This is a genomic window from Telluribacter roseus (genome assembly GCF_017355915.2).
Taxonomy (GTDB): Bacteria; Bacteroidota; Bacteroidia; order Cytophagales; family Spirosomataceae; genus Telluribacter.
The window spans coordinates 291986-315449 of sequence record NZ_JAFEUV020000001.1 but is presented as its reverse complement, the minus strand read 5'-3'; the positions used below and the strand labels follow the sequence as shown (position 1 = coordinate 315449).

The following is a 23464-nucleotide window of genomic DNA, read 5'->3' as shown; positions in this document are numbered from 1 at the left end:
TAAATACTAGCTTAACAACCAAAAAAAGAAGGTCCGGTTCTAAATCCGGACCTTCTGCCTGGCCTCCTGGTAGTAACGAAGCCAGCTCTAAAGTGATTGCTTCTATTCCCCGCTACATGTAGTTCAGGTCATTGTTGGGTTTGAGCTTGATGATTTTCAGGGCATTCAGCAACAGGATAAACGGATAGGTCGGGTCAAACTCATGCCACTTAAACCCAAAGTTGGCCCTACCACCGTACTTGTGGTGGTTGTTGTGGTACGACTCACCCATCATCAGGAAGTCGAAAGGCAGCAGGTTTTTGGCGGTATCATTGACCTTGAAGTTGACATAGCCGTAGCGGTGCGCGTACCAGTTGATAATAACACCGTGTACAGGCCCCATCAGGAAGTGGATAGGCAGCAGCAGGAACATCCACCACTCGGTAGCAAACTGGATATAAAACTGCGTGTATACCACGCCCCAACTGATTCGGGATAGCCAGGAGTCACCAATACGCTCCATAAACGCCCAGTGAGGTACTCCCTTCTTAAACTTGGCCGCAATAGTGTCGCGCCGGTGTACGATGTTGTTGTAGTAGTTTTTGGTCTTCAGCATCATATCAAAGATGTTTTTGGAGAACTCAGGCGAGTGCGGATCGTCCTCGGTGTCGGCGTGGGCGTGGTGCAGCCGGTGCATGACCCCGTAGGCGTAGGGGCTCAGAAAAGACGATCCCTGGAAAATCCAAGTTAGCGTATAGAAAAACTTCTCCCAGCCCGGGCTCATCGTAAAGATCTTGTGAGCCGCGTAGCGGTGCAGGAAGAAGGTTTGCATGAGTAGAGACAGGTACCAGTGCGCAATGAAGAAGATCAGTATTTCCATAGGAGGTTCTTACAAAAAGATAATTTAAATGAATACCCGACAAATGTAGCGGTACCCCTTTCGGCAAAAGATGAGGAATGTCAGTTCCTGCAACTTTTTTTGGTTTTTATTGGTAGTACATAGGGGCCACTGCGAGTACTTTGCCCGGTACCTGCAGGGGTAACCGGACCAACCATCGGAGCTCTCCTGAATCAATAGAGTGAGGGACTGGTCAGAGGGCAGAAAACCTGTTTCTCCTCCACACACGCCTCCTCAAAAAGCACACTGTGTATAAGCTACTTACATAGCTACCTGTGGAAGTTTAGCCTGGGTTGTAAAGGGCTGAAAGAGGCTGATAAACAACCAATAAAAAAAGGCTGAAATTGTGCGGGAAGTACTGGCAAAACCGTTGGTTTTCTCATCAAAAAAAAGTAAATTTACATCAGAAACAGTAAGAGTAAGAGGCGGTTCTGGAAGTACCCGTAGCCGCTTTTTTTATGCAACAAACAAATCTTTTCACACATCCTTTATGGCACAATCCGTAGATAAGGACAGCAAGCTTAAAGCCTTGCAAACTACGCTCGAAAAACTAGACAAAACCTTCGGTAAAGGCACCGTCATGCGCCTCAGCGACAGTAAGGTGCTGGATATTCCCATTATTTCTACCGGTTCATTAGGACTGGACCTGGCATTGGGTATCGGTGGAGTACCCCGTGGCCGTATCGTAGAAGTATACGGTCCTGAATCATCAGGTAAAACTACCCTGGCTATGCACTGCATCGCCGAAGCTCAGAAGAACGGTGGCCTCGCAGCTATCGTGGATGCTGAGCACGCTTTTGACCGTTCTTACGCCGAGAAACTCGGTATCGATACTAAAAACCTCCTCATCTCACAGCCCGACAGCGGTGAGCAGGCACTCGAAATTGCTGAGCACCTGATCAGCAGTGGAGCAATTGATATTATCGTGATTGACTCCGTGGCGGCCCTTGTACCCCGTGCTGAGCTCGAAGGCGAAATGGGTGACAGCAAGATGGGTCTGCAGGCACGTCTGATGTCACAGGCGCTGCGTAAGCTCACCGGTGTGATCAACAAGACCGGCTGCTGCTGTATCTTCATCAACCAACTTCGTGAGAAGATCGGTGTGATGTTTGGTAACCCCGAAACTACCACGGGTGGTAACGCCCTTAAGTACTACGCTTCGGTACGTCTGGATATTCGTCGTGTAGGTCAGATCAAAGAGAGCGCCGACAACATCCTGGGTAACCGTACCCGCGTGAAGGTGGTAAAGAACAAACTGGCGCCTCCATTTAAGGTGATTGAGTTCGACATCATGTACGGTGAGGGTATCTCTAAGGCTGGTGAAGTGATTGACCTGGCCGTAGAGCTGGATATCATCAAGAAGTCAGGCTCATGGTTCAGCTACGAAGGCAACCGTCTCGGTCAGGGTCGCGATGCCGTGAAGCAGCTGATTAAAGATAATCCTGAGCTGATGGAAGAGGTGGAGAAAAAGATCCGCGCAAGGGTAGGTACTGACTCGGAAGCACTTGTTGACACAGCCGAGCCTAACCTGGTAGATGACGGCTCACCTGAATAATATAGAAGCTAGTCTGAAAATTCAGAGCTAAAAAAGGGGAAACTTTCGGGTTTCTCCTTTTTTTTGTATCCTGTTACTACGCCTATTTCTGTACCTCCTCATGTTCGCAACGCATAAGCATCGGCGCAAGCATTCCGTCTGTCCGAATTGTAATCACCTACTCCATCCGGAGGATAACTACTGTCCCAGTTGCGGCCAGGAGAACCACGACCTGAAAATCCCCCTGGGGCACCTGCTCTATGAGTTCGTAGAGAGCATCACCCACTTCGATACCAAACTTTGGGAAACAAGCAAAGCTATTTTTACCAAACCGGGTAAGATTACCAAAGACTTCCTGGATGGCAAGCGGGCGCGCTATGTACCTCCTGCCCGTATGTACGTCTTTGTCAGCTTTGTGTTCTTTCTGCTTCTGAATACGGTCTTTGATAGCAGCATCCAGGACGGCAGGACCATCGACTTCCGCTCCGTTGCTGTACAAGTAGATAGCACGACCTATAACGTAAACCGCAATGACATACTGGCCTACCAGTACATGAGTGAGGCCCAGCAGGACTCGCTGATTAGTACCTTTGCTCCGACAGCGGACAGTACCCAGCGGCAGAAGCTCAACGCCATGATTACCCGGCTGGATAGTACATCGGGTGATGATTCGGGAAATCTGTTGATGGAGATTACGGGTGACAGTACGCTCCAGACGCCAAAGGATGTACAGAAGTTCAGTACCATGTCGGATGAAGAGCTGGGAGCCTACCTCAAAGCCCATGGATCGTCGGACAACTTCCTCTACCGCCGGCTGCTAAAGCAGTCGCCCAAGTATGCTTTTGAGTTCAATGTCAAGGAATTTGTACGAAAGGTACTCAAGAGCCTTTCGGTGGTGATGTTTATCCTTATGCCCGTGGTGGCGCTGCTTCTGCTTGCTCTTTACGGCCGCAAACACTACTACTACGAGCACCTGATCTTTTCGGTACATTTTCATACCATCGTGTTTATAGCCTACACGCTGGCAATCCTGCTCGACTCTCTGGCTGGCAAAGACTACTTTCTGGTACTGACGACGCTCCTGCTGTTCTTTTATCTGTACAAATCCATGCGGCGGGTGTACGGCCAGTCCAGAATGACAACTCTGTCAAAGTTCTTTCTTCTTTCGTCCTCCTACGGCCTGGTGGCGCTGCTTTGCCTGGCTGGGGTACTATTTTACAGCTTCCTGTATTTTTAAGATACCTCATAAAAAAGCCACCTGAGCAGTTGGTGCTCAGGTGGCCAAAGATATATACTAACAAAGCTACTGCTTAGTACCTGTCGTCGTTGTCGTCATCGTCGAAGTCGCCGAAATCATCGTCATCATCGCGACCCGGTCCCGAAAACATGCTGCTGACCAGATCCTTGAAGTGCGTTCCCCGATCCAGGGCCTGCTTGCCAATCAGAGAGTATTCGGCCATGCCGTGCAGGGCAAACTCCATCATAAACAGCTTCTCTTCTTTGCCTAGTCGGGAGGCATACTCATCCACAAAGTCATCGAGTCCTTCGATGGTACCCAGGCGGGCCTGGTACTCCCGGTCAGTCATATCGCTCATCAGGTCCATCTCATGACCCGCGCCAAACCACTCAATTACCTTTCCGAACGGGTTCCGCTTAGTCTTCTTAGCTTTCTCCGGATTGGGGAAGTAGTTCAGGAATTGCGTACGAATGGCCTTGCCGATCAGGTTCTGCGCTACAATAACCGGCCCCTCTACCTCACCTTCGTACACCAGCTCTACTTTACCGCAGATGGCCGGTACTACGCCATACAGGTCCGAAATACGGATGTAGGTAGACTTCTCTCCATTGAGCAGGCAACGCCGCTCGGCGGCGCTGATCAGGCTTTCGTAGGCCGAAATGGTCATACGGGCCGACACGCCACTTTTGCTGTCGACATACTCGCTTTCACGGGCCTCCATCGCAATCTGCTCAATCAGGTCTTTGATTAATTCATTGGTCAGGACCATGCCTTTCTGCTCAGTCTTGATGACAGCTTCCTGCTGCGTGATCTTCTTACCTACTTCGATAGTCTTTGGATAGTGCGTTACGATCTGGCTGTCGATACGGTCTTTCAGAGGCGTCACGATGCTTCCCCGGTTGGTATAATCCTCGGGATTAGCCGTAAATACAAACTGGATGTCCAGGGGCAGTCGGAGCTTAAAACCCCGGATCTGGATGTCGCCTTCCTGCAGTATATTAAACAGGGCTACCTGGATACGCGCCTGCAGGTCAGGAAGCTCGTTGATAACAAAAATACCCCGGTGCGAGCGCGGAATAAGGCCAAAGTGGATAACGCGCTCGTCTGAATAAGGCAACTTCAGGGTAGCAGCCTTGATAGGGTCTACGTCGCCAATGAGGTCAGCTACGGATACGTCGGGGGTAGCTAGTTTTTCGGTGTAGCGGTCATCGCGGTGCAGCCACTCAATAGGCGTATCATCGCCCTGCTCGGCTATAATATCCCGGGCATGGCGCGAGAGCGGATGCAGGGGATCGTCGTTCAGGTCGGTACCGGCTACCATAGGTACGTACTCGTCGAGCAGGTTCACCATCATACGGGCTATTCGCGTTTTGGCCTGACCGCGGAGCCCCAGCAGGTTAATATTATGCATGGAGAGGATAGCTCGCTCTACATCGGGAAGTACGGTATCTTCGTACCCCCAGATGCCCGGGAACACCTCTTCCTTTTTCTGTAATTTGCTGATAAGGTTATCACGCAACTCCTGCTTAATGGTACGGGAACGGTATCCCGTCGCTTTCAGCTCGCCTAATGTCTTGATCTGCAGGAGTTGGTTAGTACTAAGGTCAGTGTAGTTCATGAGGGAAGATCGGATCAAAAAAGTAGTGTACCAATCTCTAACAAGCCAGCCTCAGAAATGGTTTTGAACTACATTCCATAAAAGCGAAGCAATATTCGCTCAAAGATTCGCTGCGGTAAAACGGCCTTCAGGCCCACCGATACTTTCTGCATAAACGGTCCCACCTTATAGTGAAGGTTAGGCTGGTTGTCCTCAATAATTTCAGCAATGGCTTTGGCAATAATGATGGGATCGGACGCACTGCTTACCTCGTGGTTGATCTGCTGGTGGATGCGGTCAAAGGTAGTCTTGTACACCGAGCCGGGCTGTAGAGCAGCTACCAGGCGGTTCTGGTTGATGCTGGTCGCTATATCGCCGGGCAGTACGCTGCACACACGTATATTCTGCTCCTTCACCTCCATACTCAAGGACTCTGTCAGTACTTCTACGGCCGATTTGCTGGCGCTGTATATACCCCGGAATGGTAACCCCATAGCACCGGCAATAGAGCTGACATTAATAATCACCCCGTCTCCCCGTCGGCGCAGGTAAGGCAGGCTAGCCCGGCATACGCGCAGCAGCCCGAATACATTGGTCTGGAATACTTTCTGGATCAGCTCATCGGAGGTTTCTTCCAGAGGCCCTACTATACCCAACCCGGCATTATTAATGACCACATCCAGCCCGCCAGCCCGCTGCCATACGTCAGCCAGCGCCGCCTGTACGGAGGCTTCGTCTGTGACATCCATCCGGACCCACTCGAAAAGTACGCCGTCGGGCTGGCTCCGGCTTCCGCCAAATACACGATAGCCTTTACCGGTCAAATAGTCAGCCGTACTACGGCCAATTCCGGAAGAAGCTCCGGTAATAAGAACAACCTTTGATTGAGGAGACATTAGTTACATTTAGATCAGGCCGCTAAAGTAAGCAGGTACTTGTACAAGGTCAAAAGCCTGGTGGCTTGTTTTCAGTTGTAGGTACCATTGTACATACAAAAAGGCCTGCAAGCGCAGGCCTTTTTCTGTATTTTGAAATATCCAATGGTCTACCGTGCGTAGGCTACGGAGCGCATTTCGCGGATCACCGTAATCTTGATCTGACCGGGGTACTGCATCTCTTTCTCGATCTTCTGTGAGATATCGAATGACAGCATGCTGGCTTTTTCATCCGTTACATTTTCGGCATCCACGATCACCCGTAGTTCACGACCCGCCTGGATAGCGTAGCACTTCTCTACCCCATCAAAGGCCATAGCCATATTCTCAAGGTCGCGCAGACGCTGGATGTACGACTCCATCATTTCGCGGCGTGCTCCCGGACGTGAACCTGAGATAGCGTCACATACCTGAATGATAGGTGAAATGATGCTGGTCATTTCGATTTCGTCGTGGTGGGCACCGATGGCGTTACATACCTCCGGGTGCTCTTTGTACTTCTTGGCAAGCTCCATACCCAGGATGGCGTGCGGCATCTCTGACTCTTCGGGCCACACTTTACCAATATCGTGGAGCAGACCGGCACGCTTAGCCAGTTTGGCATTCAGACCCAGCTCAGAAGCCATGGTAGCACACAACTTGGCTACCTCGCGGGAGTGCTGCAGCAGGTTCTGACCGTACGACGAGCGGAAACGCATCCGTCCGATCATCTTGACGAGCTCAGGGTGCAGACCATGGATACCCAGGTCAATCACCGTACGCTCACCGATCTCGACGATCTCATCTTCGATATTCTTGCGGGTTTTGCCTACTACCTCTTCGATACGGGCGGGGTGAATACGACCATCCTGCACCAGACGGTGGAGTGACAGGCGGGCAATCTCACGACGAACCGGATCAAAGCCTGAAATAACAATGGCTTCGGGGGTATCGTCTACGATGATCTCTACACCGGTAGCCGCTTCGAGTGCCCGTATATTACGACCTTCGCGACCGATGATCTTACCTTTGATATCGTCGTTCTCGATATTGAATACCGAAACGCAGTTCTCGATGGCATGTTCGGCCGCCGTGCGCTGGATGGTTTCGATAACGATCTTTTTGGCTTCCTTGGTAGCCGACAGGCGAGCCTCCTCCATGACGTGCTTCACGTACGAGCCGGCTTTGGAGTCAGCTTCGGCTTTCAGGGCGTCTATCAATTGCTCACGAGCTTGCTCAGCCGTCAGATTAGCAATTTTTTCGAGCTGAGTTACCTGCTGCTGAAGCAGTTTATCAGCTTCTTCACGGCGCTTTGTTGCCAGGTCTACCTGCTGGTTCAGGTTGGTTTTAAGCGCTTCGAGTTCATTTTCCCGACGCTTGTTCTGCTCGATGGTCTGGGCGATCTGCTGCTCGCGCTGCTTGAGTTTTTGTTCGTTGGTCTGAAGTATGTTGCGCTTCTTGTTCGCTTCCTCTTCAAACTCTGATTTGAGTTTCAGGTACTTCTCCTTGGCTTCAAGGATACGGTCCTTCTTGATATTTTCGGCTGTGATCTCAGCATTCTTAATGATCTCATTAGCGCGTTGCTGAGCCTCCTGCTCTTTCTTCTCTGATGATCGCTGGAAAATGATTTTTCCTACGAATATACCGACGCCAAGCGCTATGACATCGGATAGAAACATGATTAAAAACTCTGACATAGTATATTCCTGTTTACAACTGGGGTTGATCCCGCTGATCTGACAGGCGATAGCTACGCCGAACTATGCATCAAGATGTGGATACTAGTATAGATAGATTTATTTTTCGAGGGCTTTGGTCAGGGCAGAGTCCAGATCATCCACTTTTTCTTCTAAAGCAGCAATCAGACTTTCGAGCCGGTCCTGGCTCCGCTGCAAGGCAACCATACATTCTATTGAAGTAAGGGCTATTGCCTCAATATCGTCGTATCCTTTCCCTTTAGTTTTATGTTCCTCTACTCTATGCATGAATACCTCATAGCCATCCCGGTAGTACTTCTCCTGGTCAGCAGGTACACTCAGATTAAACCCTCTGTCAAGCAGTCTAATAAAAACCGCCGTATCCGGATTTGGCTTCATACTACCTTTCATAGGGTTTCTTCAAGCAATTCAATACACTTATCTATCTCTTCTATATATCGCTCAACCGATTCTCTCAGTTCGGACAAACCGCCTGTTGGTGTCAGCTTATTAGTGACAATCTTAGCAAAATTTTTGGATTTATTAAAGTCCTTCTGTAAAGAAATGTGTTTTTTCCTAACTTCTTTTAATTCTTCTGTTAAAGCGGCATTGACTTCCTTCAACTCTTTATTCTCCCGCTGTAGTTCATTAAGCTTCCACATGAGCTGCTGCTTCGTGGAAATAAGGACTTTCAGCTTCTCTTCAACATCAATCAGTTTTCTGTTTATACTCCTTGTGGGTTGAGTAGCCATGCCTTGGTTCCTTTCCTACTTTCTGATAACTGCACCAAATTCTTTTTCAAATGACGACATCAGTCGCTGCATCGTCTTATCGATCACTTTATCAGTAAGCGTCTGCTGGTAGTCCTGCAGGATAAAGCTAAGGGCATAGGCTTTTTTACCGCCCAGATTCTCTCCTTCGTACACGTCAAATACATTGACATCACGAAGTAATTGACGCTCAGTCTTGTAGGCCAGCTGCTTCAGCTGATCAAAGCTTACCGAACGGTCCAGTACCAGCGACAGGTCACGGCGTACTTCGGGGAAGCGCGACACCTCCTGGTAAGCCACGGCAGAGCTATACTGACGGAGCAGGTAGTCCCAGTCAAAGTCGGCGTACAGTACCGGTACTTTTATATCTGCTTTCTTAGCCAGTTGCGGCCGTACCAGCCCCAGCGTTACTACGGGCTTACGATTGATGGTATAGGTGATCCCCTGCTGGAATAGGGCTTTGTCGGCCTCAGCAGATTCTATGTTTTTGACACGCATGGCCGTAAGTACCTTACCTACTACCCCGGCCAGGTCGTGGAATTGTACTTCGCGGGCCTTTTCAAACCAGGTTTCGGGCTGGATGCTTCCCGTCATGAACAGCACCAGGTGGCCCCTCTCAACGTACTTACTGTTGACCTTGTGGTACGTCTTACCAAATTCAAACAACTTCAGGTCGCGCTGACGGCGGTTGATGTTGTAGGCGACCGTTTCCAGGCCGGTGAACAACATCGTCTGACGCATGGCCGACAGATCCTCGCTCAGGTAGTTGAGCACAGGTACACTCTCGCCCAGCAGGCTTTCGGCTATGGCAGCCTGCGGAGCGGGCTTAGTCAGCGAGTTGTTGATCATCTCGTTGAAGCCGCTGGCGGCGAGCAACTCCGCCAGGCGCAGACGCAGCCGGTCCGGATCATTGACGGGGAAGTCGGAGAGATAGTCTGAACTGAGGTGATCTGACAACTCCACATTGTCAAACCCGTAAATTCTCAGGATCTCCTCGACCACATCTGCCTCACGCTGTACATCGACCCGGTAGGGAGGTACTACGGCCGTGAAGCCTCCCTCGTGCTCTTCTTCCAGCCGGATGTCCAGGCTCTGCAGGATAGTTTTGATAAGCTCCCGGTCCAGTACTTTACCGATCAGCCGGTCTATGTTACGGTACTTAACCGGTACCCTGAAATCAGCAATAGGTGCGGGGTATACATCTGCCACCTCTGAAGACACCTGACCTCCTGCTACCTCCTGTAGGAGCAGTACGGCCCGCTTAAGCGCGTACAGCGGCATATTAGGGTCGGTACCCCGCTCGAAACGGAACGAGGCATCGGTCTTGAGGCTGTGATTCTGAGCCGTACGGCGTACCCAGGCCGGCGCAAAGTAAGCCGACTCCAGGAAGATAGAGGTAGTACTTTCGGTCACTCCCGATTTGATACCCCCAAACACTCCGGCAATACACATAGGCTCGCTGGCATTGCAGATCATCAGATCATAGTCGGCCAGCTTACGCTCCTGCTCATCCAGCGTGGTAAATGGAGTACCCGCCGGGAGAGTTTTAACAACTACTTTGTTTCCCGCAATCTGTGCAGCATCAAACGCGTGCAGGGGCTGTCCCAGCTCGTGCAGGATGTAGTTGGTTACATCCACCACGTTATTGATCGGACGCACACCGATGGCCTCCAGTCGTGCTTTGAGCCATTCCGGCGACTCCCCTACCTGCAGTCCGGTAATAGTAACGCCGCAGTACCGGGGGCAGGCCTCAGTATTCTCTACAATGACCTCGATGGGCAGGTCGTGGTTATCTACCCTGAACGCCTCTACCTGGGGCAGCCTGATGTCGCGCTCCAGTACGGCTTTCAGGTCACGGGCTACCCCGTAGTGCGAAGCGGCATCGGCCCGGTTGGGAGTAAGGCCGATCTCGATCACGTGCTCCGACTCAATGTTGAAGTACTCGGCCGCCGGTGTACCATTGGGCAGGTCGGTATCCAGTACCAGTATACCGGCGTGTGAGGTACCCAGGCCCAGTTCGTCCTCGGCGCAGATCATTCCTTCGGATACCGCGCCCCGGATCTTGGACTTTTTCATGACCAGCGGCTGCTCACTGCCGGTTGGGTACAGCGTAGTACCTACCGTGGCTACCAGTACTTTCTGACCGGCGGCTACGTTAGGAGCACCGCATACGATAGAAAGTGGCTCCGCCTGCCCCACCTCAACGGTGGTAAGGCTCAGGCGGTCGGCATCCGGATGCTTCTCGCAGGTAAGTACTTCGCCGATTACTACTCCCCTCAAACCTCCCTTTACTGTTTCTACTTCTTCTATTCCTTCAACTTCCAGGCCGGTGGCTGTCAATAGCTTACCTATCTCTTCCGGACTTTCCGGGATGTCAATCAGGTCCCTAAGCCATTTATATGAAATTTTCATGGAGGTTCTTACAAGTTAGTCAATGTAGCAAAGAATGCCCTCTTTGCTTTTATAGTAATCCGCAAATTTAATGTATTTCTGCATTATATTTTTCACCTGCCCGGATTGGCACCTTTAATGTATTCTCGGCCGGAGGCAACGGACAGGCATACGTAGGGTTATAGGCACAGTAGGGATTGTACGCTAAGTTGAAGTCAATCAGGAGCGAATCACCTTTTACATCATCTAATGTAAAGTCCAGGTAGCGTCCACCACCGTAGGTTTCGTCCCCGGTAGTACCATCCCGGTACAGCAGCGATATGGTACCTTCGTGCTTGAGCAGGAGCAGTCGTTGCTGTAGTCCCTCTATGTTGAAGTTGGCCCAGGCGTAGCGTTCGTACGTGTCTGAAGTACCATCGGTATAGGTAATTTTCAGTTCCTTATCCTCTCCGTCGTAGGGTGTGAGTGAGGCCGTTACGCGGTAGTCCAGATCCGGAGCGAAGTAACTGAGGGCCTTGAAGTGGTTCTTGTGCTCAATGGGTGAATCAGCCGAGGTACGGAACGTTTCGTCTTTTTCGGCACGTTGTTGATTGATCTGAGCGACGTACTCTTCGGGATCTACGGCGGCAATGGCGTCGAAAGACTTACGCTCGGGACCTGAACTAAAAGTCTCAATAAAGAAATAAGCCAGAATGGCCATTACCATCACTATGGTACTCCACCGGATGATTTTATTTTTGAACATGATATATTGCGTTTATTTTGGCAAAAATCCGATGTTCAAGTGTCAGTAGCAAACAAAAAAGCATAAATGCGTGTGAGCTGAGTAAAACAAGCTGCCAAGTAGTTAATCATAAAATCCAGACGTATGTTTACCGGAATCATAGAAACAGTAGGAGAAGTCGTTGATCTGCAGGCCGAAGGCACCAACCTGACCTTTAAGCTTCGCTCGGCGCTGGCTCCCGAATTAAAAGTAGATCAAAGTCTGAGTCACAATGGGGTCTGCCTCACCGTTACGGCCATTGAAGAGGATACGTATTATGTAACAGCCGTTGACGAAACCCTAAAGAAAACCAACCTCGGGCAGTTGAAAACGGGTAGTAAGGTGAATCTGGAGCGCTGTATGTCGGCCAACGGCCGGTTTGACGGGCATATCGTACAGGGCCACGTAGACCAGACCGCCGTATGTACCCGCGTGCAGGAACTGGATGGCAGCTGGCTATATGACTTCAGCTACGACCCTGCGCTGGGGAACATTACCGTCGAGAAAGGCTCGATCTGTATCAATGGCGTCAGCCTCACCGTTTTTAACTCCCAGACCGACTCTTTCAGGGTCACCATTATCCCCTACACCTACGAGCATACCAACTTCCACCAGTTGCAGGAAGGCGACGTTGTAAACCTGGAATTTGATATACTGGGTAAGTACATTCAGCGGATTATGGGAATGCAGCGGTAGTCTGCAGTTGGCGGCCTGAAATATTCCTTCTATTTTTACCGTTTAGAAACGAAATGCCCAGTACATACCAGACCCATGGTTAAGATTAGCACGCAGTCCCGTAAAGACCTCTTTATTCATATTGGAATTATTATAGCGCTGATAGCCGCCTTATTCCTCAGTTTCTTCTTTATCTACTTACCATTAACTACCAATCATGGTGAGTCTATTACAGTCCCTGATCTGCGTAAGATGAATGTCGAGGAGCTGGAGGACTTCCTGGACGAACGTGACCTGCGCTACGAAGTAAGTGACTGTACCTTTGTGGCTAATATCGCCCCTCTGACCATTATATCGCAGTATCCCCAGCCCAACTCCAAGGTGAAGGAAGGCCGCAAGATCTATATCACGGTGGTGTCGCGTACGGCTCCGCTGATCAAGATGCCCAAGCTGACCGACATGACCCTGCGCAGTGCCCAGATGCTGATCAAGAGCATGGGGCTCAACCTGGGTACCCTGCGTTACGTACCCGACCTGGCTCACGGTGCCGTACTGAAGCAGTACTACAACGGGCAGGAGATCCTGCCGGGGCAACCCGTAGCCAAGGGCTCCAAGATAGATCTGGAGGTGGGCGACGGACTGGGAAGTACTTCGTTCCCGGTGCCATCGGTACTCAACATGCCACTCGACGAGGCTAAGTTCCAGATCGTGGGCGCGGGGCTGAAGGTAGGTCAGATCATAGAAGTGACCGATGATACCAAAGAGCCGGGGACTATAGTACGTCAGAATCCCGAATCAGGCAATAAAATACGTATTGGTGACGTAATTGACCTATGGGTAGTGGGCCCGCTCAATGCCGCCTCGTCCGATCCGAATGAAGAACTTCCGCAGGAATAATCTATTGACTCACAACCTCAAAAGAGGTACTTGTCTTGCGCTGCTGGTATGGCTATGGGCCGTACCAGCCTGGGCACAGCTCGAACTGGTGCCTATCATACCACCGGCAGGTGAGTCTGTACAAACTACCGGAAGTACTAAACAGTCAGCCCGTACGCAGGCTCTGAGACTACCGGTATTTGACGACTTCTCGACCTCGAACACATTTCCTGATCCGACCCTCTGGATGCCCGGTAGTGGCGTGTATATCAACAACGTCCTCACCACCACGCACCCTTCGATCAATATCGCTACCTTCGACGGGCTTAATGCCGCCGGTGTACCCTATAACTTCGTCAATGAGCAGGCCCAGGGTGACACGGATACCCTTACCACCCAGCCCATAGATCTCGGTGGCCTTACGGCTGCTGACTCGGTGTACCTGAGCTTTTACTGGCAGGCCCGCGGACTCGGCGAACTACCTGACGACGTAGATACCTTCCGGCTGGAATTCCTGAACCAGAAAGGCGACTGGATCAGCGTCTGGAAGCAATCAGGCGCCGTTTTTGATACGCTTTACAAGCATACATTTATACCGGTACGCGACGCCTCCTATCTGCACGCGGGCTTCCGGTTTCGTTTCCGGGGCCACGGCCGCTCGTCCGGGGCTTTTGACAGCTGGCACCTCGACTACATCTACCTGAACAGGAACCGATCCATCAATGACCGTTTTATTAAGGACGTAGCCGTCAGACAACCGCTCACGTCATTTCTGAAACGGTACACGGCCATGCCGCTGGACCAGTACTGGCTGAATCCCGCTGCTGAAACGGCCGACTCCATCCGGACGGACATCGTCAACCTGTTCAACAACTTTAACTTTACCTCTTATACCTTTACCATTCGTGATCAGCTGACGGGGCGCGAGATCCAGCGGTATCAGGAGCCCCTTTCGGTGTTCATAGGTCCGGGACAGACGCAGAAGAAAGCCGTAAGGCTCACTCCCATAGCCCGGCAGTCGGGAGTAGAACGGCTTCGTCTCAAACTGAAATTTGACCTGCTCACCACGGACGACCAGAACCCCACCATCCCGTCGGTAAACCTGCGCCGCAACGATACCATCAGTACCATCACCGAACTGGCCGACTACTACGCCTATGACGACGGCTCGGCGGAATTTGGGGTGCGGATGAATCAGCGCCTGGGACGCACAGTAGTACGCTTCGTGCTGAACCGCCCCGATACCCTCGGCGGAGTGCGGATGGCCTTGGTCCCCTTCCGCCGGAACCAGACGGGACAAGCCTTTACCATCCAGGTGTGGAACAGCTCCAACGGACGGCCCGACCGCGTGGTACACCAGCAGTCGGTACGCGCCTCGTACGGTACTACGCGCAATGGCTACGTGGACTTCCCTTTTGCCAACGGAGTGGCCGTGACGGATACCTTCTACGTAGGCTGGCTGCAGATTGGCGAAGATCCCCTGACGGTAGGCTTTGACCGCAACTCCCAGTTAGGAGCCAGTCAGCTTTATACCAATCTTTCCAACGAATGGGCCGGCAACCTGGATCTGAAAGGGAGTGTGATGATACGCCCCTACGTAGGAGGTAAAGACGATGGCCTCATAACCGGCTCCGAGCCCCTGCCCGCTCTGCAGGTCAGGGTATACCCCAATCCGACCAGCGGTACCATCCAGTGGGACAGCGACCTGATTCGGCAGATAGAGGTGTATTCGGCGCAGGGGATACCGGTGCGGGTGATAGTACCCAGCGACGGGGTGCGGGAGGCTTCGCTCAGTCACCTGCCCGAGGGTATGTATGTACTACGGATTACAGATGGTCAGCGGACGGCCGTACAGAAGCTGGTCATCAGGAAGTAAGGACACCGCAGGCTCCGACCTCCACTGCTTCTGACGTACATCTTTGAACTCAATCCGCTATTTTTGCCTTTCTAAAGCATTGTTCATTCTTACACTAAACCATAGCTACTCATGGCAGATATTACGGTACAAGAACTAAAAGAGCGTCTGGATAAGGGCGAAGAGCTAAACTTCTTTGACGTTCGGGAAGAATATGAATACGAAGCGGATAACCTGGGTGCGCAACTGATCCCGCTGGGCGAGCTACCCGACCACCTCGATGAGCTGGAGCCTCTGAAAGACGAGGAGATCATTATCCACTGCCGCTCCGGTGCCCGCTCGGGTAAGGCTCAGCAATTTTTGGAAGCCAACGGATTTACCAATGTCCGTAACGTAACGGGTGGCATCCTGGCCTACCGCGAAATGGAAGAGCAGGAAGGGTAGTAGTGAAACAATATCAAAAACAGAGCCTTAGCTACCATTAGCTAAGGCTCTGTTGCTTTATAACCTACCGCTGCATAAGATTATTTGCAAATGATAGGGCTATTCTGCTGTTTTGAGGCATAGTTGTAGTTACCTATCCTCTGAAGTTAAATATTTTATGAAACAGCAATGGATTCCCTGGTCAGGGCTTCTTTCATTCTTCATCTTATTCTTCGTCCTCTCTAACACTACCGGATGTATCCGCAAGTTGGATCGTATGACTACTATTTATGGACGAGTCATAAACGAAGCACGTCAACCTGTAGATAGCGTATTGGTTGTTATTAGCCCAGCTCGTTTTGCAACTGTAGGTGCTGCGATAGGCAAAACTTATACTGATAAAGACGGTAACTATGAGCTAGTTGTGGAGGTGCCAACGGGATACAGTTTTATAGATACATCAATAAGCTACTATTCAGTTGAAAGGCACAGGAATAAATATCAGACAGAATTTTTAGTATACGAGAATGGACAGCAAACCAATGACTGTTGTTCCTCTGCCATTGGTAAAAAGACAAACTTTGATTTTCTAATACTTTCTAAATAACTCTACCCAGCCACTATTTTGAAGCACGAATTTCTAATTATCCTCCAATAGGTCAATAAACTTATTCAGTCCACTTCAACAGAGCGAAAATAATCCAGTACCCCCTCGTAATCCTCCGCGTGAAACCACTTAAAGTCGCCCTGGTGCCGGAACCACGTCAACTGACGCTTGGCGTAGCGGCGGGAGTTCTGTTTGAGCAGGCGTACCATTTCTTCCTCCCCGTACTCCCCATCCAGATACCCGTATACTTCCTTGTACCCTACGGTCTGCAGGGCGTGGTGGTGACGGTACTGGGCCACGGAGCGCGCCTCCTCTACCAGTCCGGCAGCCAGCATGGCATCCATCCGGATGTTGATCCGCTGGTACAGTTCGTCCCGGTCCCGGTCCAGGGCTATGAGTACCTGCCGGAAGGGGCGTTGGGCCACCTGCTTTTTCTGAAATGAAGAAATGGTATTGCCGGTAGTATAAAATACCTCCAGCGCCCGGATGACCCGCTGCGGATTCTGGATTTCGGGCGTAGCCGCAAACTCCGGGTCTACGTGCAGGGCATCTACCTGTAGTACTTCGAGCCCTTCCTCCTGCAGGCGCAGGGTTAGCTCTTCGCGGAGGCCCGGCAGGGGTTGGGGCAGGTCGTCCAGTCCTTCGCAGACCGCCTTGATGTATAGTCCCGATCCTCCCGTCATAATGACCACATCTCTTTCCTGAAAAAGCTCATCCAGCAGGGCCAGTGCATCCCGCTCAAAGTCCCCGGCGCTGTAGGGCTCGGCGATGGAATGAGAATTGATAAAGTAGTGAGGTACCCGGGCCAGTTCGGCCGGACTGGGCTTGGCCGTACCAATGTTAAGCTCCCGGAATACCTGCCGCGAATCGGCGGAAACGATCACGGTCTGCAACCCTTCGGCCAGCCGCAGGCACAGATTTGTTTTTCCAACTGCCGTGGGGCCGGCTATCACAATGAGGTACTTATCAGCCACTTTTGGTATTATTCAGTTTATATACGCATATTAGAACCGCAAAAATAGACATCATGGACAGCAATAGTCTGGTTTTTTTTCTGCTGACCCTCCTGCTGGGAGGAATGGTCGGAGCCGGTGTGTACTACTTCTGGTCGGGCAGGCACCGCAAATCTTCCGAGCCCACCCGCGAGGCTACCATTCTGCTGGAACGGATCGAGAAGGTATTTAAGGTGGTGATGGCCGAAGGGTACTTTACCGAAATCTACAACTACCAGCAGAACAAAGACTACTGGCACCTGTTCAATGACAAGAAAAAAGCGCTGGTCATAGCCAAGGCGAAGGTACTGGTCGGCTACGACTTCCGGAAAATGCGGTTTCGCCTCTCCGAAGACGACCGCCGGATGATCATCGAGTACTTTCCCGAGCCGGAAATCCTGTCCATGGATACCGACTACAAGTTTTACGACATAGAGCAGGGATGGATCAACCGCTTCCAGAGCGACGACTACACCAATATCCTGACCGAGGCCAAGCAGACCATGAACGAAAAGGCACTGCAAAGCGACCTCCCCCGCATCGCCAACAACCAGGTACAATTTATGATCTACCAGCTGGCCGGCCTGATGAACTGGAAAATTGATATGCAGCTAACCGAGGCTAACCGCAAGATGCTGGACTCATACAGCCACTACCGCGACACCGAAGCCAGCATTGACCCGCTGCTGCCCCCGGATGAGGAGGATAAAAAGAAGTAATTTCCCCCTTGGTTCTGTGTATTGATCCCCTGTTGTTAAAGCGCTCTCCCCTACTCCTCATGATCTACCCCCTCTTATACCTGATTACCTATCTGTATCCCACAGTTGCACCCTCGTCACCGGCTACGGCTCAGGAGCTGACTCATACCTACTCCGCAGCCGACTCCACCTACCGCACCCTGCACATACAGGGCTATAAGGTACTGGTCAGGGAGGAGGCATTTGCCCACCCGGAAACGCAGGAAGCCTTAGCTATGCTGGACGCTAAGCTGGTTGAAGTAAACCAATTGGTGAAGCCCGCTCAACTCAAACTCCTGAAACAGGTACCTATCTGGATGGAGTGGGAGCTACTACCCAAAGGAGCCATGTGGTACCATCGGTCGGGGGACTGGCTGAAGGCCAATGGGTACATGCCTGAGAAAGCCAAAAGCGTAGAGGTAAGTAATATCCGGAATTTTGTGGACTGGCAGAAGTTGAATCAGCCCTACATGGTGCTGCACGAGCTGGCGCACGCCTATTTTGACCTGACCATTCATCCCCAAACCAACGAGGTGGATAAAGTGTACCACAATGCGGTAAAAAGCAGGAAATACGACGAAGTAGCCTATAACCTGGGAGGTACCCGCCGGGCTTACGCCCTCAACTCGGTGGATGAGTACTTTGCGGAGCTGAGCGAAGCCTACCTGGGCCAAAACGACTACTATCCCTTTAACCGGGAACAGTTGCGGGAGTTTGACCCCGAGGGCTACCAGTTGATGAAAAAGTACTGGGAATAAAAAACTGCCCCCTCCTGACCGACAAGCGGACTGGAGGGGGCAGTGTATATAGAAACAGATGCTACTTAGTTCTTCACGATCTTAACTACCTTCTGCTGAGTGATCGTTGACACCTGCAACAGCAGAATACCCGCTGGCTGACGACGTACATCAAACGCATGATGCTCTACCTCACCGGCTGACTCGATGCGGCGCGCTTCAATGATGCGTCCTTTCAGGTCGATCAGGTGCAACTGCAGCGCCTGACCTGCGGCACCACGAACATCCACCGTCAACATATCCGCTACCGGGTTACCCAGTACCTGCAGGCTTAGCTCAGCGGCGGCTTCCGGCTCGGCTACTCCGATACGGGCGGCGGCACTACCACAAGCCGTTGGCGTAAAGGCTACCTCTACTTCATCATAGCCCTTATTGTCGCTGCGGCGCTGGCGGGCGCGTAGCTTGAGGTCGCGGTTGATGTGCTTGGCTTCCAGGATATGAGTAGGCTGGGTAGTCCAGCCGGTAGTCACTGAGGGTACCTGGTACTCTACCGCATTGCCGTTACCCGCGATGGTGCGGATGGTCAGGCGACCGGTGCTGCAGTCATAGTCAGGCGACAGCATCTTCAGCGGTCCGGCTCCTACGGTCAGTGTAAAGCTGGCATTAGCCGAAAGACCTGCGGGGTCGGTAGCCGTAACGGTTACCACAAAGCTACCGGTAACCGCTGGCATACCACTGATGGTTCCATTGGTCAAGGTCAGTCCTGCCGGTAGGCCGGTAGCTGTGTAGATAAGCGGCTCGTTCTCCGGATCCTGGAAGGCAGTCGTAACATCCAATTCAAAAGCAATACCAGCCGTAGCCGACTGATCCGCTATGGTCGAAGCTACCGGAGCCAGATTGGCCTGAGTCACCTGCACCGTAACCGTTGCGGTGATGGTCTGCTTCTCGGGGGCAGTGGCGTCCGTTACTTTTACGGTAAATACGTGCTCACCAGCCGGTAGGTTGGATACCGTAGCCGTAGCGCTGGTACCGTTGGTGATGGTACCTGCACCGCTCCACTCGTAGGTGTATGGCTCTGTACCACCTGAGACAGTTGCCGTCAGGGTAGTAGATTCGTTAGAAAGAATCGCCGTTGGATTGGCAGCTACCGTTATAGCCAGTGGCGTAACCGGAGCAGCCAGTTTGGTAATGTCAAAACGAGCCACCAGCGGATTGTGATCCGATGTAGTATTGCCATAGTTCGGAATGCTGAATGGCTGCAGTACATAGGCCGACTTATCAAGGTACGCCGAAGACAGTTCACTGGACACGATCATATGATCAATGAAGCTGGCCGATGAATTGAAGGTAGAACAGCCTTGATTTTCGAGCGGCAATGTAATGGCTGAATAGTTAGACGCATCCGATACAAACGGCAGGTACGACGAGGGCTGGTTGGCCGCGATAGAGCCATTCAGCTTGTCATTGTAGTCACCCAGTAGGATGATGTTAGCATCAGGATATTCAGCATCCAGCGCAGTTTTGAGGTCCTGAATGTCCTGCTTGCGGCGATTGTAATCAGTAGTAGCGCTACCGGACTTGGCGTGGATATTGACCACGTGTACACGACGCGTTACCCCTTGTAGAGTTACGTCAGCCACAAACATAAAGGGCAAACGTCCCGACGACCAGCCATTGCCCGAAGGATAGTTGTACTTACCATCCAGCAGAGGCTTGGTTTCGGATAGTACCGGCGTCACCGTAGCGGTATTGTAGATCACACATACCTTCTGGGCCAGCGACGTAGGACCAAATACGGTAGGCGGATTGCCCGTAGGTACCTGATCGCACTCATCCTGGAAGTAATAGGAGAATCGGTCCGAGCAGATGTAGCTGTAGCTACCACCGGGTATGGCGGCTACGGTAGCCGACAGACGCTCAATGCTGCTCATTTCCTGCACCGCGATAATATCGGCATTCAGCTTCTCGAGTACCTTGATAACGTTAGCCTGCTGCAGGTCTTCATTGAGCGGCCCCATGTCGTTGTAGTTCAGAGGGCCTCTGGGACAATTGATCGTACCCGCATCGGCACCAAAAAACTCCATGTTCCAGGTCGAGATGTCCAGCGTCTGGTCACGCGTCAGTGTGGTAGTACTACCGCCCACTTCACATACCAGGTCCTGCGCAGCCGTTGAACCGGGAATATCTTCCAGAATACGCGGTTGCAGCTGCAGTCCATTGGTACCCGAAGTAGTCGAACCCGACACAAAGCGGTCGGCGATACCGGTTACGGTTACCGGATTGGCCGGACGGCCGGCACCAGCCAGTGGTGAATTGGCATTGATACGCAGCGTAGCCGACTGATTGCTGGCGGTGATGGTATAGCTGGTATTACCCGTAAAGGTAGCTCCGGCCGGTGTAATGGTAGCGTCAGTAACGGTAACGAGTTGCCCCTGGTGGCTGGACAATTGATCAAGCGTAATGGTTTTGGGAGCGGGTATTCGGTTAGGTACTCCGTCCACTACGGTAAAGTTATTGGTACCGGTTATTTCGGTAAAGCCGTTGTACACTGAGATGGGTCCTGTCACCTGCACGGAGTCACCCAGCTCAACCAGCGTAGTAAAGTCGGGACCAGAGGGGCCGCTGTACACGACTATACCACCCGTTCTGTCTTGGATGTAGATCTGCCGGGCACCAAGCTGGTTAGTTACTGTTACGCGGCCGGCAATGGTGAAGGTCTGCCCAACGCCAGCGCGGGCAATATTGATAGCTGTAAAAGGGCTGTTTGAATTGACAATACCACTTACGGGTACTTCCAGGGTAGCCCCGCCGCCCGTCAGGGTGATGGTTCCCGAATAAGTACCTTCGGATGAGCCGGCGGCCAGTTGTACCGTTACCTCAGCCCCCGAAACGCCTGAACCACTGAAAGGAATAGTAGTGGTGGATACCGTAAACAGCGGATTGGAAGAAGCGATAGTGATGCTACCTGATTCAACAGAGAAGTTCCTGCCTGTAACCGTGAAGGTTTTGCTGGCGGGGCCACATCCTTCCACGTAGTACAGGGCATTTGTTCCGGTCAGAGCGGCAGGATTTGTCTCAATAGAAGGCCCTACCGGAGTAGAGTTACGCGGATTGGGCGCACCTGTTTCAAAGTCAGCCCGGTTATCATCCGTATCAACACTGCCGTTCGACTTACGCAGAGCGGCGATAGTGCTGCTCAGTGTAGGAGTAGCACCGGTCCCCTCAAAGCAGTTGGCCGAGCCAAATCCAACGAGGTCAACTATAAGTTCATCCGTAGGACAAGCACCTGACAAAGCCGTTGTGGACTTTACCAACGCTACTTTACCTGATGCTGCCGCCATTGCAATAGTACCTATGGCATCAGGAGCAGGAAGATCCGTAGTACCTGCCGATCCGGCGGCTTGTTGGATTAGATAATAACCACCAGCCGGTATAGTACCGCTCAGGTTAGTCCGCTGCCAGCTGGTTCCCGTAGCGGAAGCATACTGTACGCTCCAGCCCGACAGGTCCACGGCCGCAGTACCCGGGTTATATAATTCAATAAAATCATTTTTATACGTAGCACCGGAGTTACCGCCTCCACCGTACACCTGACTAATCACCACTGTACTGGTAATGGGTGTAGGAGCCGTTACGGTACCGCTTACCTCCACATGGGCCGAAAGATTGCCGCTGGTATGCGTGATGGTTCCGCTCACAGGTCCGGCAGTAGCACCCGTCAGGCGGGCATACAGTGTAGCCGAAGTAGTGGACTGTGGTAAAGTTAATGTAGAGCTAAAAGTAGCATTGTCAGTACTTACCACCACTCCCGCCGGAGCCAAAACAGCGATAGTACCTGACAATTCTGTGGCCGTCAGAGTATAGCTTTGGCTGGCCGAGGCTACACCCGGTGTAGTAGTGAAGCCGGATAACGTAGCAGGAGCCACCGCGAGAGTAGCCTGTGTTACAACGGAGTTGCGCGGATTGGGTGCACCTGTTTCGAAGTCAGCCCGGTTGTCGTTCGTATCCACGCTGCCGTTCGACCTACGCAGTACGGCGGTGGTGTTACTGGGAGCTGCCGTTGGAGCTGTTCCTTCGTAGCAGTTGGCTGTCGTACCAAACCCAACAAAATCTACGGAAATGTCGCGTGGACATGAAACGGTAAGAGCAGTTGTAGAGCTCATCAGCGCTACTTTACCGGCCGTTCCTGACATCGGGATAGTACCCGTTGCATTGGGCGTAGGTAAGTCTACAGTACCACCTGTACCCTGTGCCTGCTTGATCAGGTAATAGCCTCCGGCTAGTATGGAGCCGGTCAGTGGCGTGACCTGCCAGCTGGTACCCGTTGCGCTGGCATACTGTACACTCCAGCCCTCAAGGCTAACGGCCATGCTGCCGCGGTTGTAGAGTTCAATAAAGTCATTCCTGTAAGTAGCTCCGGAATTACCTCCTCCACCATAGATCTGGCTGATAACAACGTCAGTTGCTGTCTGCGCCCATGCCCTTCCCAGTGGAACGAGCAGCAACAAGCTCAGTAGTAGCCTGTAAAAAATTCGTACATGTTGATGCATAAAAAATAGTTTGTGTTTACCACAAAATTAGGCAGGATCAGGGGGAGCTTTCGTTACCAAACTGTTACCATCAGGTACACAAAATAAGGGTACTGACTCTGCCGGAGGCGGTTTTTGGGCAGGAGTCATACCTTCAATTGTATTTAATCAGGAATTGTAACCACTAAGGTACTGGCAGTCAACAATGCCATTTTCACCGTTCTTTCCGGCATAATTTAACATTGAGGTAATA

General features: G+C 51.8%; 19 protein-coding genes. 9 read left to right on the top strand and 10 right to left on the bottom strand.

The window, feature by feature from the left end:
- Nucleotides 1-112 precede the first annotated feature (112 nt).
- Complete coding sequence (locus JTN23_RS01310) at nucleotides 113-859, bottom strand: acyl-CoA desaturase (RefSeq protein ID WP_247231760.1); 747 nt, start codon at nucleotides 857-859, stop codon at nucleotides 113-115.
- A 508-nt stretch (nucleotides 860-1367) separates the two neighbouring features.
- Between JTN23_RS01310 and recA the strand changes: the two genes are divergently transcribed.
- A complete protein-coding gene (recA, locus tag JTN23_RS01305) occupies nucleotides 1368-2432 on the top strand; it encodes a recombinase RecA (protein WP_247231758.1) in 1065 nt (354 codons plus the stop codon).
- Between the two features lie 100 nt (nucleotides 2433-2532).
- Nucleotides 2533-3648 (top strand): DUF3667 domain-containing protein, encoded by a 1116-nt coding sequence (locus tag JTN23_RS01300; protein WP_247231757.1) that lies wholly within the window; start codon nucleotides 2533-2535, stop codon nucleotides 3646-3648.
- 73 nt (nucleotides 3649-3721) lie between these two features.
- Here the strand turns inward: JTN23_RS01300 and JTN23_RS01295 are convergent, their stop codons facing one another.
- The 7 genes from JTN23_RS01295 to JTN23_RS01265 form a co-directional block, all read right to left on the bottom strand.
- A complete protein-coding gene (locus tag JTN23_RS01295) occupies nucleotides 3722-5266 on the bottom strand; it encodes a magnesium chelatase ATPase subunit I (protein ID WP_247231755.1) in 1545 nt (514 codons plus the stop codon).
- 68 nt (nucleotides 5267-5334) lie between these two features.
- The gene (locus tag JTN23_RS01290) at nucleotides 5335-6141 is read right to left on the bottom strand and encodes an SDR family oxidoreductase (protein WP_247231752.1); all 807 of its coding nucleotides are present in this window, start codon (nucleotides 6139-6141) and stop codon (nucleotides 5335-5337) included.
- Nucleotides 6142-6290: 149 nt separating this feature from the next.
- The gene (rny, locus tag JTN23_RS01285) at nucleotides 6291-7856 is read right to left on the bottom strand and encodes a ribonuclease Y (RefSeq protein WP_247231750.1); all 1566 of its coding nucleotides are present in this window, start codon (nucleotides 7854-7856) and stop codon (nucleotides 6291-6293) included.
- A gap of 99 nt (nucleotides 7857-7955) precedes the next feature.
- Complete coding sequence (locus JTN23_RS01280; protein ID WP_247231748.1) at nucleotides 7956-8255, bottom strand: cell division protein ZapA; 300 nt, start codon at nucleotides 8253-8255, stop codon at nucleotides 7956-7958.
- Nucleotides 8256-8263: 8 nt separating this feature from the next.
- Nucleotides 8264-8608, bottom strand: a complete 345-nt coding sequence (locus tag JTN23_RS01275; RefSeq protein ID WP_247231746.1) for a hypothetical protein — start codon at nucleotides 8606-8608, stop codon at nucleotides 8264-8266.
- A gap of 15 nt (nucleotides 8609-8623) precedes the next feature.
- Nucleotides 8624-11038 (bottom strand): phenylalanine--tRNA ligase subunit beta, encoded by a 2415-nt coding sequence (gene pheT, locus JTN23_RS01270; protein WP_247231744.1) that lies wholly within the window; start codon nucleotides 11036-11038, stop codon nucleotides 8624-8626.
- 67 nt (nucleotides 11039-11105) lie between these two features.
- Nucleotides 11106-11762, bottom strand: a complete 657-nt coding sequence (locus tag JTN23_RS01265; RefSeq protein ID WP_247231742.1) for a DUF1684 domain-containing protein — start codon at nucleotides 11760-11762, stop codon at nucleotides 11106-11108.
- A 123-nt stretch (nucleotides 11763-11885) separates the two neighbouring features.
- Here JTN23_RS01265 and JTN23_RS01260 point away from each other — a divergent pair, with 123 nt between their 5' ends.
- The 5 genes from JTN23_RS01260 (at nucleotide 11886) to JTN23_RS01240 (ending at nucleotide 16216) form a co-directional block, all read left to right on the top strand.
- Nucleotides 11886-12476 carry a riboflavin synthase gene (locus tag JTN23_RS01260; RefSeq protein ID WP_247231740.1) on the top strand — a complete coding sequence of 197 codons (591 nt, stop codon included), beginning with the start codon at nucleotides 11886-11888 and terminating at the stop codon, nucleotides 12474-12476.
- A 75-nt stretch (nucleotides 12477-12551) separates the two neighbouring features.
- Nucleotides 12552-13352, top strand: a complete 801-nt coding sequence (locus tag JTN23_RS01255; protein ID WP_247231738.1) for a PASTA domain-containing protein — start codon at nucleotides 12552-12554, stop codon at nucleotides 13350-13352.
- Nucleotides 13330-15207 carry a T9SS type A sorting domain-containing protein gene (locus JTN23_RS01250; protein WP_247231736.1) on the top strand — a complete coding sequence of 626 codons (1878 nt, stop codon included), beginning with the start codon at nucleotides 13330-13332 and terminating at the stop codon, nucleotides 15205-15207. The genes JTN23_RS01255 and JTN23_RS01250 overlap by 23 nt, the downstream gene beginning before the upstream one ends.
- A gap of 111 nt (nucleotides 15208-15318) precedes the next feature.
- Nucleotides 15319-15630 (top strand): rhodanese-like domain-containing protein, encoded by a 312-nt coding sequence (locus JTN23_RS01245; protein ID WP_247231734.1) that lies wholly within the window; start codon nucleotides 15319-15321, stop codon nucleotides 15628-15630.
- Nucleotides 15631-15787: 157 nt separating this feature from the next.
- A complete protein-coding gene (locus JTN23_RS01240; RefSeq protein WP_247231732.1) occupies nucleotides 15788-16216 on the top strand; it encodes a carboxypeptidase-like regulatory domain-containing protein in 429 nt (142 codons plus the stop codon).
- A gap of 65 nt (nucleotides 16217-16281) precedes the next feature.
- Here JTN23_RS01240 and miaA read toward each other — a convergent pair whose 3' ends face one another.
- A complete protein-coding gene (miaA, locus tag JTN23_RS01235) occupies nucleotides 16282-17199 on the bottom strand; it encodes a tRNA (adenosine(37)-N6)-dimethylallyltransferase MiaA (protein ID WP_409049423.1) in 918 nt (305 codons plus the stop codon).
- A 44-nt stretch (nucleotides 17200-17243) separates the two neighbouring features.
- Here miaA and JTN23_RS01230 point away from each other — a divergent pair, with 44 nt between their 5' ends.
- Together JTN23_RS01230 and JTN23_RS01225 are read left to right on the top strand one after the other, a co-directional pair.
- Complete coding sequence (locus JTN23_RS01230; RefSeq protein ID WP_247231727.1) at nucleotides 17244-17927, top strand: DUF4230 domain-containing protein; 684 nt, start codon at nucleotides 17244-17246, stop codon at nucleotides 17925-17927.
- A 59-nt stretch (nucleotides 17928-17986) separates the two neighbouring features.
- Complete coding sequence (locus JTN23_RS01225; protein WP_247231725.1) at nucleotides 17987-18703, top strand: hypothetical protein; 717 nt, start codon at nucleotides 17987-17989, stop codon at nucleotides 18701-18703.
- A gap of 65 nt (nucleotides 18704-18768) precedes the next feature.
- Here the strand turns inward: JTN23_RS01225 and JTN23_RS01220 are convergent, their stop codons facing one another.
- Nucleotides 18769-23232 carry a lamin tail domain-containing protein gene (locus JTN23_RS01220; protein WP_247231722.1) on the bottom strand — a complete coding sequence of 1488 codons (4464 nt, stop codon included), beginning with the start codon at nucleotides 23230-23232 and terminating at the stop codon, nucleotides 18769-18771.
- Between the last annotated feature and the right edge of the window lie 232 nt (nucleotides 23233-23464).